Raw genomic sequence first — 15,895 nt, 5'->3', positions numbered from 1 at the left:
GCCTTTTTGCACAACAACTTCTGCTTTTTTCAAGCAACAACTCTGGGGGTCAATTTGAAATTGGCGAAAGGGGGTCAAATTTATTGGTATATGCATGTTAGCCCGTTTCCATAGGTTTTAATAAAGTTATTATATTCCTCTTCCACTTCAGTTAAATGCGCCTTCGCCTCCTCTTTCTGGCCGAGGCCATAAATAGCCGTGAGGTATTTACCCTTTAAATCAATATAATCTTCAAAGCTTAAATAATCGCTGCCGTAAGCCGTTGCCTGCTCCAGCACATCAACTGCTTCCTGATATCGTTTAGTTGCCAGCAATGCCACGCTTAAGCTATACAGTTGCTCCCAGAAAGGAGATAATGCATATCCACGCTGATGTATTTCGATAGCGTTTTCATAATCTCCCAGCTCGCTTAAAGCTATCCCATAATTATTACAGCACATAGCAAAAATATGCGGCTCATTGGCGGCGCTATCTCCCTTGCCATTATAGAAATAGTTATAGAAAGCATCGTAAGAGATTTTGTAAAAACCAGCCCTGATCTGTAAAAGTTCCCAGGCATTGTTTTTAGTTCTGATCTCTGCCTCCGACTCATAAAAAAAGCTTACCCCGGCATTGTAATACATAACGGCAGAGTCTTCAGGCCATGCTTTAATTGAGGGCAATTCACCGTTTACCCGGTACGAAATTTCAATAAAGCGTTGCAGGCCAAGGGCAAGCCCTCCTAATTCGATACTTTTTTGCAAGTATGGCAGCGCTTCATGATAACTTTTAACCTCATATAATGCGGCACCTGCATAGTGATAAGGCACAGACCATTCGGGATAAATTTTTATATAACGTTGCGCCAAACTCAATAACTCAACGGTGCCACCATTTACACGCTCTTTATAAATCTTAAGTGCAATAAACATGGCATATATAATAGATTGGGTAACGATGCCTTCTCTGGTCAATTCATCCAATCTAAAATATAACTCAATTAACTCCTCATCGGCATCACCCATAAATAATGCAATCTGCGCTACTTTTCCACCTAACTCATAATCCTGGTTATCAAGCGCCAGGTGAGCAAACAGGCAGTACACACGCACATCTTTATGCCGGAAAGACAACCCCTCCTGGTATGCCCTAAGCGCATTGGAAGGGTCGTTCTTATGTTCTAAATACAGTGCCGCTTTTTTAGTATACAATACACCTGTTTCATAATCGGCACGGCCGCGATCTTCCGAAATGTTTTCTTTACTGATTTTTATTAAAAGATCTAAATCCGCTAACGCATGGTCTATGTCTCCGCTTTGATAATAAGCTTCCTGCCGGTACTGGATGGCTTTTATCCTGGTATCTGGAAGATTTGATGCGGCCAATTGGTTGCAGTAGGTTATAGATTCAGATAAATTAGTACCTCTTATGCAGATGTTAATATAGGCTATAACCAGCATAGCTTCTTCATGACCAGGTGCCAACTTGAGCAACTCTTTAAAGCTACTAACGGCCACCTCTAATATATTATCTGCATCTTCACTATTATACGATAGCTCAAATGCACATTTACCTTTTAGTAAAAGTCCATCCAGACTGTCAGGATTAAAAAGCAGGAAAAGATTTACCGCTTCAAGGCATTCTGCATAATTGCCACTGTTATAAATTGATTGTAGATGTTCGAGATCTGCGATGTTTTGTTGTTGCATATGTTTTTAATCGGATAGATGATATGGATTCATATAAGCAATAATTAAAACTCAATCTTTTCACCAACTGTTATGCATGGTATGATTTGGTATTTTATTATGCCTGATTGTCCAGATTTCTGCCTGGATATGATCAGAAACAAAATTATACATCTGGGGCAAGGGCAATTAACCTTTGCATTCTACAAAGCGTCTACTACATTACACCAAAATGTCTACAATACATCTACAAGTCTCCCATTCAGCCATAATTCCTTGTGCAATACTAAATGATATAGACGATAGAAAGCCTGTATCATCAAGTGATTGACAGCTTTTTTTAATACTTTACCGATAAGCATGTATTTTCTATATCGGAATAGTGCTAAAAAATGTCGGTTTTAGATAATTTTATAGTACCCGTATCAGATTATATTTGAGAAACAGCAAACCAAATATAAACCAGATTATAAATAGCCTATCATTTTCAAAATGAACCGAAAACTTTTAACGATCACATTAACCTTAATATGTTGTATTCAGATAGCATTATCTCAAACGCCCGTTGTTCAAACTAAATTTACTGCCGATCCCGCTCCTTTGGTATATCGAGACACGGTGTATCTGTATACGGGACATGATGACGACCTTGCGCTTGGCTTCAAAATGAAAGACTGGTTATTATACACCTCTACCGACATGGTTAACTGGACCGATCATGGTGCTGTAGCATATATGAAGAATTTCAAATGGGCAAATTCAGATAATGGTGCATGGGCATCTCAATGCGTAGAAAGAAATGGTAAATTTTATCTTTATTGCTCAATGCCTAATGCCATGGGAATTGGTGTATTAGTAGCAGATAGCCCATACGGTCCATTTAAAGATCCGATCGGAAAGCCGTTGATCAAAAATTCGATGGAAGACATTGACCCCACCATTTTAATCGACGATGATGGGCAGGCCTACCTGTATTGGGGCAACCCTAATCTCTGGTATGTTAAACTTAATGAAGATATGATTTCTATCTCTGGCGATCTGATCAAAGATTCTTCATTCGCAAAAATTAAAGGAAGTAGTGATCCTTTTCATTACCAAGAGGGGCCTTGGGCGTGGAAACGGAAAGGGAAATATTATATGGCGTATGCTTCAACCTGCTGCCCTGAAGGAATAGGTTACGCAGTGGGTGAAACAGCTAGGGGTCCATGGAAATATGCAGGTATGATTATGGATGGAGACCCGCGATCGGCCGGCAACCATCCCGGGATTATTGATTATAAAGGAAAATCTTATGTATTTGGATTTGACCAAACGTTGAGAATAAAAACAATGAGTCAACCTTATGAGCGCCGCTCCGTTCGTGTAAAGGAACTCAGATACAAAGCAGATGGTACCATTGAAAAACTTCCGTTTTGGACATCCGAAGATTTGAAGGGCGTTGGTACGATTAATCCGTATCAAAACGTGAAAGCCGTTACGATGGCTTATAGTGAAGGTGTTAAAACAGATTTAGCCACAGACCTCGGGCGCGTTAAGCCTGCTGAAAATGGCGGAAAAACCCCAAAAGGAATGGTACTCACAACTATCCATAACGGAGATTATATCAAAGTAAGAGATGTGAACTTTTCAAAAGGAGTAAGTGCTTTGGAGGTTTTGGTGGCAGCGCTCTATGGAGGTCAGATCGAAGTGCGAAAAGATGCCATAGATGGCCCGGTGTTGGGGGTGGTAGAAATTACAAATAAGGGTGAAGGAGATGTTTGGAGAACCATAAAAACACCATTTAAATCTTTAACAGGTTTACATGATCTTTACTTCCTGTTCAAAGGGAAAAATGACTTATTTTATTTTGATTCCTGGCAATTTACCGGTAACCAATAGTCAACAACAAAAAACTGATTATAGAAATGTAAATTTTCATTTTGTTTTGATTAGCTGAATTGTTGGAAAGCATTTTAAATTACAAAATATCGTCCCCTCCTTTATTGAAAATGGAGAGGTGATTTAATTCACTAACCGCATCAGTAGTTTTTCGGCAGTTTACATTACCTGCTACAGGGCCTTTGCTTCAAAAGCAACCATTGTAACCAACCACAGACTACCATGTAAAAAAATTAACACAATATTAATCTTTTCTTAGTATGATCTAAATACATTTTCTATAAATTAGAACCGTTAATACCAGTTAACAGCTATCCCTAATTTACATGAATAACAACATCCTGGCTACAATTACCAAACTTTTAGTGGGTGTATTGTACTTTACCGAATCAGAAAGCCCTTTTAAAGTGGCCGACTGGGGCAAAATTCCTCCTGCACAACTATTGCAAAAAATTGCGGCTCAATACCATTCAGCTCCCTCCAATTTGAAACAGCTGGATCACGTTACATTTTTTAACCACCTTATTTCAAAGGTCGATGCATCCGACGCACCCATGGTAGAAAATGCCCGTAAAATAGCCTTGTTTTATGCCTCCTTAAAGCAAAACCTCTCTAATATACAGGTAATCAGAGTAGAAGGCAGCAACAGCATCCCCGTGCTGATTACCGGCTATTTGCCCGATGGCAGCTGTGTGGTTATTGAAACACTTGCTGTCGAAACCTAAGCCATTTATCCCATCCATTAAATAAACCTAAAACTAAACATGAAAGCATTAAAAAAAATAAGCTTACTGGCCGTTCTGTGCCTTGGCCTTGCTGCCTGTAAAAAAGAAAACCAATTTCAGCCAGACAGCAGTTTATTTGAACAAAAACTAAATAACCAGGCAGCTACTGCCGGCACACAGGCTATTGTTACCGGTTTTCCTGAAGGTTTCGAATCGGCTACAAAAGGAAGTTATGCCGCCGCATCCGTAACCTTAAGCAGTGGAAGCTGGAACCTCGACGATGCCTTGATAGGAAACCTAACGGCAGACGCAAAAAATGGCAACCAATCTGTCCGTATACGCAATACCGGTATCTTGAGTATGAATTTCGACGTCAACGGAGCAGATGCGGTAAGTATTGCCCATGGTAAATACGGTACCGATGCCAACAGTACCTGGCAGCTTTGGTATTCTACCAATGGTGGTTCGAGCTGGTCGCAATCTGGCAGTACCATTACCAGCAGCACCAACACCTTATCAACCGTAACCTTTAATACGGCCATTTCGGGGAATGTACGTTTTCAGATCCGCAAAATCAGCGGTGGTACTGCACGTATCAATATAGACGATTTCAGTATTACTGTCGGCGGAACAACCAATCCTCCGGTCACTCCGGGTGATGACAGTAACCTTTTAATGGGTAACCCCAGCAATGCCGTTGCCAGCACTTCTTATCCCGAAAATTACCTGATGGAACGCACCTATTATACGCTCTCTTACAGCAAAACCAGGGCTACGCCGAACTGGGTAAGCTGGCATATCGGATCTTCCGATCTGGGCGCTACACCTCGGCAAGACGATTTCAGGGCCGATAATACTTTGCCTTCTGGCTGGTACCAGGTATCCAACAGCAGTTACTCTGGTTCAGGATTTGATCGTGGCCACAACTGTCCTTCGGCAGATAGAACAGCCTCTGTTGCAGCAAATTCTGCCACTTTCTTAATGAGCAATATGATGCCTCAGGCACCTAATAATAACCAGGGGCCATGGGCCGATCTGGAAAATTATACCCGTTCGCTGGTAACAGCAGGCAACGAAGTATATGTTATCTGTGGCTCTTATGGATCAGGCGGTACAGGAAGCAACGGCGGGCTTACTTATACCATCGATAATGGCAGAATTAACGTACCTTCTAATACCTGGAAAGTAATTGTGGTGTTGCCTAACGGTAATAATGATTTAAGCCGCATTACTTCATCCACAAGGGTAATTACCGTAAATATGCCCAATACAAATGGTTTAAATACCAATTGGAAAACATATCGTACAACCGTTAATGCTATCGAATCTGCAACCGGGTACGATATTTTATCGAATGTACCTGCAGCCATTCAAAGTGCAATAGAATCCACTACCGATAACCTCTAAAAAAATTATCACAAAGAAAAGAGCATCATCCATTAACAGACTGGCCCCTAAAAGTTTAGAGAAATAGTTAAATTATCGAAATTTTTGGAGCCAGTCTACTTCCTTATAAAAAGTTAAGGCCAATCATGACTTTGCCGTATCTATTCCAAAACATCATAATATTCTACTCCCTTCAACCTATAAAACAGATTTCGAACGAAAAACAGCATTACTGGTATGAATAATCCAATAGGAAGAATCGATTAACGCTATTGTTGAGATTCTTGCTACAATCTTATCTTTTTTAAAACTTAATAGGCTAAGCACTAAATAAGAGAGCTTGTATGATCTAAATGATAAAGGATTTTACTTTCATCTGAGTATATGACACACTCCACAGTTTTATTTTCTAAAATGAGGTTTTTTGCATCATATAAAGCTTTTTCAGAATCGTCAAAAAGGTATATACTTTCTGATCATTCTTAATAGCCAAATCGAGTTTCTCATCCATTACATGGCCTGTATTTATATCTGCTCTCAGCAACGCAACTTGTTTATTGATCCTGTCTATCCTGTTGCCCCTGTAATAATACTGGTTCATCAGACCACCGTTACGGCTCAACTGATTAATGTTACCCATATTACACTTCGTTCATGTAGATACCTGAACTGGCGGTACCATTCCAAAACTCTTTAATTACCACCTATCACATACTTAAGTTGGATTTCATCCTATTTAAAAAGCCTCGTTCATATTCCTGAACAACTTTCTTTTTAAAAGATTCTCTGTAACGCTTTTCGGGGCTACCTTTTTTGATCTAATTCCTTAATTTATCATACTGTTAACTTTTAATTAGTCAAGTTTTTCCAGGATGTGACAATCTTAAAAAAAGCCCAGCACTTAAAATATGCCGGGCTTAAATTTCTACATTAAATTACTCTTGCAAGTGCGATTTTTTATTTGGGGTAAACGACTACAACTTTAGATTCATTTTTTGAATTTCGCTCTATTTCTATATTAAGGGCACTGTATACTTGAACAATATTCTCCTGTTGTTTTATTTTCATTAAAAATTCGCGACTGCCTGGATATTCATATGGGCGAAGTATTAAGTTCTTCGGATTCCCATAAATATAAATAGAATTTAACTGTTCAACTTCCACCTTACCCCCTGGTTTGAAAATAAGAATAGCGTCCATTACCCCATCTCTCCCCGGGTACTTTCCATATATATAATCGTCTGGCAGATCACTTTCTTTATTGAAATAACCATAATAAAATCTGCTTTCAGCATCTTCATAATACCGTGTGATTGTCACTCCATTATACTTATAATATATAAAATGGTTCCGTTTCTCGCAAGAAGTGATCGATGTAATCAAAATTAGAAGCAATACACTATACAAAAAATTTCGAGTTATAACAATACTGTTGTTTTTTATCATATTAAAATAATTTTAAAAAATCCAAAAGAGATGGAGTGCCTTTCGTTATTACCCCTTCCATGTAAGCTTTACCGGCAGAAATGCCTTCCCTACTCAATTTGTATTCGCCAAAATTAGCTGTCACCCCGATATTAGCTGCAATACCCGTTGGCGTGGTCATTATGTCCTTACCAAAATTATTAATTGACTCACTTCCACTATTGCCAGACTTACTATAAAGACCAAATCCATAGTCAATCATAATGCCTGGCCAAAATGAACTTTTCGCGACCGCACCCGCAGCAAAATTACCTGCATCTCTCGCTGACGCATATTTACCAAATAATTTAGATCCATATCCTGCACCACCAGGAGAATGCGCTTTGATATCCCAATCCCCGCCACTTCCGGCCTTTTGTGAATACTCATATGCTGAGGGATCATTAGCGAGAATATTACCAACCTCATTTGTCGCAAATTCGGACGCAAACATTATCTGTGCTCCTTTTTCTACTACAATTTCTCCAGTCGCCTCAAAAACATCAAAATTTGCAAATCCTAAAGCCGTCCAGGTATCCCCCATAAACTCACCTCCTCCAGGTCTTGTACCCGTCGCACTTCTAAGATCATCAACATCTTTTTTAGATTCTGCATATATATGCCTGTACACTCCCAAATCACCATCATCATAAACGGCAATCACATTTCCAAAGAAATCTGTATGTGTGGATTTTCCCTCCATACCATCTGGATCAACAAACCTAATTGGATTGTTAAAGCAATAATTATATGCCGAGTATCTTCTGCCTTTTTCGGCCATCGGATCCACTACATTCCATCTCCCAATAACAGGATCATAGAGCCTTGCTCCATAATCATACTGTCCAAGCTCATCCTGCAACTCTTTGCCATTGTAAAGATACTTGTTCACATTTGAATTTGGAGAACCGATCTTTCTTAAACCAAAAGCATAATAGTCATCGCGCTGAAGTATTTCCATTGCCCCGCTGATAGGATTTTTATAAAAACTAACTCTAACATTACCCAAATGATCTGTTAAGTTATACTCATAGCTATAATTAGCCCCGGTCTTCCTTGCCACGCCTTCATCAGTCCTAATAAAATCGATCGATCGATCCACCTTATATTGGATACCTGAAACATAATCAATAGTCCCACCAGGGCCCACTTTTCTTAGTTTCTCTCCAATAGCGTTATAATTATAACTAATATTCTGACTTCCGCTGATCTGAACAGGCAGGTTCAAATAATTGTAACTTATAACTGCATTGTTTCTACCGTCAGTTGTTGCATTCCCATTAACATCATAAACATATGCTCCCGTCACCCCATTCACAGAACTTAAACGGTTAGTGCCATTGTCGTAATTGTATTGGTTTGCCGGCCCACCATCGCGGCTCAAGGACGAAATATTGCCTATTAAATCATAAGTCAGTTCCTCGCTCATAGATATTCCAATACTGCTACCTTTTTTAAGTCTGTTAAGCTTATCGTAGGTATAGTTATACATATTTGGCAAACTGATTCCAGCTCCCCACAACTGGTTTGAAATATTTCCGTTGTATTGTGGGGCAACATTCAAAGCATCATTATAGTTTAACTGCATACTGAACTGATCAGAAATACTGTTTTTTAACCATCCCCGTTCATTGTAACCAAATCTGGTGTTCTGTAAAAAACTAACTCCGTCCGTACTGTGCAGATTCTTTTGCTTCAACTGCCCCAGCTCATTATAATCCAGCTTATTTAACGCAACTTCGCCTTGAGTATTGATCCGTTGCACTGTAGCCAATTTCCTGCCCATGTGATCATATTCATACCTATTGGCAATAACCGTGATCACCCCAGAGGCACTGTGTGTTCTAGTAGTGTTTGTAAGTTCTCCGGCAAAATTATAGGTATTACCGACCATGTCGGTCCCATTTAAATGGTTTTCAGATCTACTCTGTACCATGCGCCCTTCTACATCATAGTAGTTTACCGTTAGCAGCATTGCACCTGTACCCAAGTCCTTTACCCTGCTTCCTGTCTGAAGCCCTTTGATGCGTCCTGAAACTACATAAACTGAGCCAGTCGGACCTCCGAAATTTCCGGTGTCAAAATTATAATCATCATAATAGTTAACCGTATAGAGTTCAAAACCAGCAGTGGGAAAAGCTACATTGCTGTAAGCAGCTCCTGGCCTGCTTTCCCAAAGCGGAATTCCAGGGATATTTAAACTTGCCTGCAAAGTATTCCTGTCCGCATTAGCCTTGTACAGTCCTGTCATCACTACCCGCCCAAGAGCATCATACTTTCTAAATAACCATTCATTCGGTGATTTAGCCGCCTGGACAGCGTCTTGGGTCAATACCACCTGATCCAAAACATTATAGACCATATGCTCCCAGCCTTTCCCAGGGATTTTCTTATCTATCAATCTTTTTCTTCCATCATAATGATAACCATAGATCTGGTTTTTGAATATCTCCTGTGTCTCATCAAAACTGTTGATATTCTCTCCTCCCTCATTTACCGCAGGCGGCAGCACATAGCTCAGATTCCCTAAATCGTCATAAACATAATAAGTCGATAAAACCTCAGTCACCTGGGCTGCATTTTTATTGAAACTGCGTTTTAGAACAACCCGGCCTTCTGCATCTTTAAATTCTTCATTCGTTCCCACCTGCCCATCAGTACTGCTCCAGTTTTCATCCTGTAAAACAGTTTTATAAAGTTTCCCGGCTTCATAAAAAGTTGCAACAGCGCCATCATTAGTATCATTTACCTTCCATGATTTAACATCATTTGCAGTGTTAGTACCATATATGGTTTTCACAGTGTGTCCTGCATTGCTATCGGCAACCGGTTGCCAGCTATCTCCAGGCGCCCCCTGTTCCACTACCCGGCTTATAGGGCTTTTCTCAAATACTAATTGACTAAAAGGGCTTGGTATCCTTACAATGCCATTAGCCATTTGCGTTCCACCTGGGACAGAATTATCAGCATTATAGAAAAGATTTTGACCTGCGCCCGGCTGCAAAGCGTCAGAACGGTAACTTCCATTATTTCCCGCTGTCGCGTATGGAAGATACTTTTTCTCTACCCTGCCAAAAGCGTCATAGCCAGTGGGCTGGACAAGATCGGCAAATGACGGACTTCCCTGAACAGTGACACTCTGTACCGGGCGTCCCAAACCATCTATATATTGAACGGTTTCATTTATCTCGCAGACCGTTCGGCCAGAAAGATTTGTAGGATCCACACCAGGAGCTTTAAAGATCTTTGTGCTGATATAGTTCTGTCCTGTACTCGCAGCTGAAGAAAACACCGCACACTGCCTAAAAGAAGGGATGGGTGGCCCATCAGGCAAAATTGTAAAAGGAGCAATTGCAGGTATAAGAGACTGATTATATTCACCGGCGAATAAATAATTTGCAGGATCGGCAAAAGCCATTAAAAGCTCTGAATAGGTTCCTGAATGGGCACCGATATAATATCCGTTTCCCTGCGCCTGTGTACCCGACCTTACTGCAGGAAGACCGTTTCTGCCAATAATGGCAGGAGCCATTGAATTCTGTGGACTGCTTGCGCTGCCCATCCAGTCTCCCCGGGAATTATAGGCATATATAAACCTCGGCCTGCCAGGAGAACCCTGATACACCAGTACCTGATCTCCAGAGGTTGACAGCGCAAAACTTTCTTGACTGTAAGAATTGGTATTATTTGGACTAAAACTGATCACCTGTCCTGCAATTATTCCCTGTGGTGGGACAAGATATATTTTTGTACCCTCACTTTCTGCCAATATACTTCCCGTCCAGCCCTTGTCTGTTATTTTGATCATCGTACCGCCCAAAATTTCCCGCAAGGCCACAAAAATCAACTGTTCTGCATTTTTGTCATTGAACCCGATCAAGGCAACATCTCCTGGGTCAAGTTTCGTGATGAATCCGGACGGAAAATCCCGTTTATCGAGCGGATATGTTGTATCGTTTTTACCCTGCCAACTGTTATAATCACCGAGATCATCAAAAAAACGGACAAGATCCGAAAGATCGATTTTTTGAGCATACCTATAGCTTTCCTTCTGGATCAATGACACAGCAGAATAACCGTTGGTCAAACCAGTCGGCAATGCTGAACTAGCAGCATCGGATGCATCAGTTGCCCATTTTTTACTGCTGTAGTTAAGCGCATACACCATGTGAGGATCAGATGCCACCCCCTGGTATATAATCAATTGGTCTCCACTAGCAGCAAGGTCAAAAGTACCTGACATGCTGAATTGCTCATCCCCCGCACTACCATAACCTGAATATAAGTTGATGGTAATAATTTCACCGGCCTGCATACTCTCCACCCTGGAGATCAGCATTCCTTCACCAACCCTGAAACCACCAGCGGCATTCCATCCTGCATCAGTAATATTGAAATGTTCGTTCTGAAAACTCCGGGTTGCCATTATCGCAATTTGGTCAAATCCTTTAGCGTTGAATCCTACAACAACAATATCACCAGGATTCAGAGATGCATGAGCATATATAAAACCGGCAAGAAAGCAGATTAACAATAATATTTTTTTCACAGCGCGTTAATTTTTGAAGTGGTAAGTATTGTTTTTGATAATGTTGCCATGTTGGTCCCTGATATTTTTCAACCTTAAGAAATTATCGTATTCGTAAGATGTGGTCTGATTTTTTTCATCGGTCATACTGGTTGTACCAATCAAAGGCGCATAGGTATAAGTAGTCATTGCTGCTTCTACCGGTAATAGCCTCAGTTCGTCAATAACGGCATTTCCAGACAGATGGACTGTAGAGCTACCATTAATCACATGCTCATGCCTAGTCCAGCCATTTATACTTTCTCTTGGAGCGCCTGTGCTTCCATTTACCACTAATGAGCCGTTTCTGGACCAGTAGGAAACAAGATAACTTACCATGTTGTTAAGATCGGCCTTATAGATATAGTTTCCCGGAGCTAATAAATATCCCTTGTTACCCGTAACAGCTGTTCCCTGCACGTAGGATCCTCCGTTTAGCAACCAGTTTCCCGTGCCATCTGCTTCAAAGCTGGTATAGGCAATATTATTCTTATCCTTACCATTAACCACTTCCGCAATCATATAAGAAGAATTGTAATCATATAGGTATATCTTTTTCACATTTCCTTCCTTTTCAGATTCGATCAGACTGCCTTTTCCGTCATAGCTATAGTTGATTTTTTTCTTAAACTTCTGATCATAGGTAACACCTGGAGAATAAGGAGGGAATTCCACAGCATCACCTTCAGGCACCTTGGTCTTATTTTCAAGATTTGCAATCTCTTTAAGCTGGATAGAATTTCCAATTGAAGCATTTGAAAAATAACCGAACTTATTGATCTGGCTCCCCACAACAAATTTCTGCCCTGAGATCTGTTTTTTCGTATTGCTCTGCAAAACCGCGCTATGCATGAATTTCTGTCCCTTCATATCCCTTCCCACATCATCCAGCTGCGCATCGGAAAAATCTGCCGGATATTTGTACTCATAGATCTGTTTTTCTTCAGACCTACTGGATGAATGTTCGATACTGCTCACCTGGGCATGTATGGGATTATCATAGCTGTAAGAGGTCGTATTTTCTACTTTATTGCCATCCTTATCATAATCTGTGGTCTTTTTTGATGACAGATAATTCCATCCAGAAAGGATATCGTAACGTCCATAATACACATCAAATTCTGTCCCGATCGGTGACTGGCAGATTTTCACTGCAGGGATCACCGTATTGTTGTTCGGGTCCGAATCTGAATTATACTGGTAATCTTCCATCTTTACTATTTTGTTGTCAGCACCGTAATAAGTTTCTTTTGTTAATAGCCCCCTTTTCCAGTCCATATTCATTGTACTGGGTGCATAAGGGAAATAATGTTTGTTCTCATCCACATCATTTGGAATCGCATACCCTAGGTATGATTCCGTTGGAGGATAAACCGGAAGGTTTGGACAGGTCATATTTGAGCCTGAAAAGAAACTCGTACCAAATGTTTTGCTGTATCTATCCTTGTAAGTATCTACTGAACTAAAATTGCTGATCTTTTTGCCAAGTGGGCTAATAGGACAATCCAGGCCGTTGCACTGGATCTCCTGAATTTCTCGGTAGCCAACAAAATTCCCGGCGGTCTGACCTAGTTCGAATTTGGACCCTGAAGATGCCATCAGCACCTCACTGTTCATCGAATGGATATTGATATAACGTCCTGTAAACGTTGTTGGAGCATCCGTACTTGAGGTCGTAAAAATCCCCATAAAACTATCCGTGTACTCCGGAGTAGATAACACCATTCCGCTAGAGATTTTATTACCCGATGCATTCAGTTTATAAACAAATGTTTTAGCCATCGCCGGCTCAGTTGAAGAGGGGCTTGTAATAATTTTTTTGATTCTTAGACCACCTAGCACTCCATTATAAACCGCAACCTCATTTGTGAGGTAGTTGAACCCCGCATCAATGTATGCTTCCATCTTTGGTGACCTTTGCGGACAATCTGGAAATTCCTGGCACTTGTAATCCGGACAGTCAATGGTTCTTGCGTAAATCTCGTACGTATGGGAAGGATCCAGCTTTATCCCCGTAAAATGCCAAGAATCCCCGCTTTGGGACATATTTCCCGTCCCACCGACAAGTTGCGCTGAAATTGAAGGATCAAGAGTTTTCAGCCTTGCAAAGCCAAAGGCATCAACCAGGATCGTATTTGTAGTAACATCCTTAAAATAAACATAAGGATCACCACATTTGCAGCATCGGTTATCATTCCCGTCGAGATTAAAAGAAAAACTGAACGAAAATGCAACTAAACTATTTTTGTCCCTCGCATCGGCAGGGATAAAATCATTTGGCGTGATCGCCTGTTGATAGTAACATTTATCTCCCTGATGAATAGAGGGATTATTCGGCCCATAACATGATGCCTGAACGGCAATACTCTTGGACCCTGTCTTATAATGATATTCCGGTAATTCAAAATCATGGGGTTCGTACTCAAATTCGTTGAATCCCCCCGTAGGATATGAAATTTTTGTTAATATCCCTGATTTCGCATAGCTAAAATCATAATCCCTGTTAGCACCGTTAAACTGAAAATCCTTTACGCCCATATCATAACCCAGACAGGCATATCCTATGTTATTGCCACATTCTATAATAGGACAACCAACACAGTCGTAGCCCTCATTTTTCCACAGGAGCCTGATGATGGCTGCATTTTTAAAATTCTGGTTGATACTTGGGACCAACAGCGGGTGACCATACATATCCTTATTATCCTTTCCATTGAAATATCCCCAATGGTCCTGACTTGAAGATATTTTTGAAGGAAGAGCATTGAGTTCATCATACTGAAAAATATATGGCGGTAACTGTTCACTCTCATCACCGCTTAGCTCGGTCACGGATAATAATTTAAGTCTTTTAGACTGATAAGAGGCAGGAGTACCAACCGCCTGAAAATAACCAGTATTAAGCGAGAAAACCTTTAAGGGAACTTGATCCCTGTTCTTGATCACAATTTTTTCCAACGCCTTTGGAGGATATCCTGTCGTTAAGGAGAGATCCTCCCTGGTTTTGTTTGCAATAAACTCAACACTGCCATTGGAAAAGCTTATACTTTTTAACCTCACCCCACTTATTTCAGAAAGGCTCCCGCTATTCGAAGGGGTAAGATCGTTGTTCGCGTGCATTACATCAAAAAAGAAACGCTGCGAGATACCAGAAACTGTCTGATAATTCTCCTCGTTGTATTCGAAAGATAATTTCCTTCCACTCGTTGAAATTATTTCCTTTAAATACCAGGCTGAAGGACACTCATATAACCGTCCCTTATTTCTATTGGTGACACCCCAATCGTAATATGGGTAAAGTACAGAGAAATTTACACTATTCTCATAACTCCCCTGCCCACCGAACCTGTACCTGGTACCGTCATCAGTCGTGATTTCCCAATCGAGGTTAGTCAGCTTCACAATCTTGACCTTTTGATACGGTATCGTATGAATACCACCATCCTCGTCAAAGACAAATTTTCCCGAATGCCCGTTAAAATTGAAATAAAAAACGTCCGGCTCCGAGTCATATGTTCCCTTCCCAACCAGATAGGCATATTTTGTAGCCTCCCAGTTATCGCAAGACGATGCCGCTGTATTTTGGGGATTAAGCAACTGTCCCGGAATTTTCGGATAAGACCTGTTAAGATAAGCTTCCTCATCGGGTCTACCTTTTACTGTTCGGGTAATTACCCCCCCTGCATTTAAACTCCACCCAAGGCCTACCCAGCTCGCATCCTGCTCAACCTTGATCCCTGAAGCATAGTAAGAAAGAGATATGGGAATTGAGAGATCCCCTTCATTGATCTGCCAGATCGGAACATTAATATTTGGCACACCTGAATACAGACCAACTGGAATATCACCGTATTTACCCAACGAGGCGGCATTGGGGGATGGAGAAACAGGCTGTTCAATATATCTTCCTACTCCAGGCTCCTGGGAGAAACTAGATAGCGGACTGTAAACGATAAGCAACAGCACATAAAAAAAATTGATCAATCCTTTTTTCATTATTATTATACATTAAAAATTTGTTTGAATATGTTTTTTGAAGTATGGTCTTAACCAAATAAACCACAAGAAAACCAAAGTCTCTGATTATACAATCCATCAGCCAGTAGACAATACCTCATACTTATTTGATTATAATCAAATAAGTATGAGGTACATTCTTGTGAATATTTACGCTATACCGTCAGCGAAAAGAGAGGGCGCCATACCGT

At 40.6% G+C, this 15,895-nt stretch carries 8 protein-coding genes; 3 read left to right on the top strand and 5 right to left on the bottom strand.

Features of this window, described 5'->3' with window-relative positions; all coding sequences use genetic code 11:
* Positions 1-80: 80 nt before the first annotated feature.
* A complete protein-coding gene (locus HDC90_RS20010; RefSeq protein WP_184469545.1) occupies positions 81-1,688 on the bottom strand; it encodes a tetratricopeptide repeat protein in 1,608 nt (535 codons plus the stop codon).
* A gap of 471 nt (positions 1,689-2,159) precedes the next feature.
* On the opposite strand from HDC90_RS20010, the gene HDC90_RS20005 reads away from it, so the two are divergent.
* From HDC90_RS20005 to HDC90_RS19995, 3 genes are all read left to right on the top strand, one after another.
* Complete coding sequence (locus HDC90_RS20005; RefSeq protein WP_184469544.1) at positions 2,160-3,545, top strand: family 43 glycosylhydrolase; 1,386 nt, start codon at positions 2,160-2,162, stop codon at positions 3,543-3,545.
* Between the two features lie 326 nt (positions 3,546-3,871).
* Positions 3,872-4,270, top strand: a complete 399-nt coding sequence (locus tag HDC90_RS20000) for a nuclease A inhibitor family protein (protein ID WP_184469541.1) — start codon at positions 3,872-3,874, stop codon at positions 4,268-4,270.
* Positions 4,271-4,309: 39 nt separating this feature from the next.
* A complete protein-coding gene (locus HDC90_RS19995; protein ID WP_184469539.1) occupies positions 4,310-5,677 on the top strand; it encodes a DNA/RNA non-specific endonuclease in 1,368 nt (455 codons plus the stop codon).
* A gap of 388 nt (positions 5,678-6,065) precedes the next feature.
* Here HDC90_RS19995 and HDC90_RS19990 read toward each other — a convergent pair whose 3' ends face one another.
* From HDC90_RS19990 to HDC90_RS19975, 4 genes are all read right to left on the bottom strand, one after another.
* Positions 6,066-6,296 carry a hypothetical protein gene (locus tag HDC90_RS19990; protein ID WP_184469537.1) on the bottom strand — a complete coding sequence of 77 codons (231 nt, stop codon included), beginning with the start codon at positions 6,294-6,296 and terminating at the stop codon, positions 6,066-6,068.
* Between the two features lie 317 nt (positions 6,297-6,613).
* Complete coding sequence (locus tag HDC90_RS19985) at positions 6,614-6,976, bottom strand: hypothetical protein (protein WP_184469535.1); 363 nt, start codon at positions 6,974-6,976, stop codon at positions 6,614-6,616.
* A 127-nt stretch (positions 6,977-7,103) separates the two neighbouring features.
* Positions 7,104-11,669 carry a DUF6443 domain-containing protein gene (locus HDC90_RS19980; protein ID WP_184469533.1) on the bottom strand — a complete coding sequence of 1,522 codons (4,566 nt, stop codon included), beginning with the start codon at positions 11,667-11,669 and terminating at the stop codon, positions 7,104-7,106.
* 6 nt (positions 11,670-11,675) lie between these two features.
* A complete protein-coding gene (locus tag HDC90_RS19975; RefSeq protein WP_184469532.1) occupies positions 11,676-15,683 on the bottom strand; it encodes a hypothetical protein in 4,008 nt (1,335 codons plus the stop codon).
* Positions 15,684-15,895 lie beyond the last annotated feature (212 nt).

The sequence above is a fragment of the Pedobacter sp. AK013 genome, from assembly GCF_014205835.1.
In the GTDB taxonomy this organism is placed as follows: domain Bacteria; phylum Bacteroidota; class Bacteroidia; order Sphingobacteriales; family Sphingobacteriaceae; genus Pedobacter.
This window is presented reverse-complemented; position numbering and strand designations above follow the sequence as displayed.

Excerpts from the sequence above, each read along its gene's own strand:
- HDC90_RS19990 (WP_184469537.1), bottom strand. The coding sequence starts at position 6,296 with ATGGGTAACATTAATCAGTTGAGCCGTAACGGTGGTCTGATGAACCAG.
- HDC90_RS20010 (WP_184469545.1), bottom strand. The coding sequence starts at position 1,688 with ATGCAACAACAAAACATCGCAGATCTCGAACATCTACAATCAATTTAT.
- HDC90_RS20005 (WP_184469544.1), top strand. The coding sequence starts at position 2,160 with ATGAACCGAAAACTTTTAACGATCACATTAACCTTAATATGTTGTATT.
- HDC90_RS19975 (WP_184469532.1), bottom strand. The coding sequence starts at position 15,683 with ATGAAAAAAGGATTGATCAATTTTTTTTATGTGCTGTTGCTTATCGTT.
- HDC90_RS20000 (WP_184469541.1), top strand. The coding sequence starts at position 3,872 with ATGAATAACAACATCCTGGCTACAATTACCAAACTTTTAGTGGGTGTA.
- HDC90_RS19995 (WP_184469539.1), top strand. The coding sequence starts at position 4,310 with ATGAAAGCATTAAAAAAAATAAGCTTACTGGCCGTTCTGTGCCTTGGC.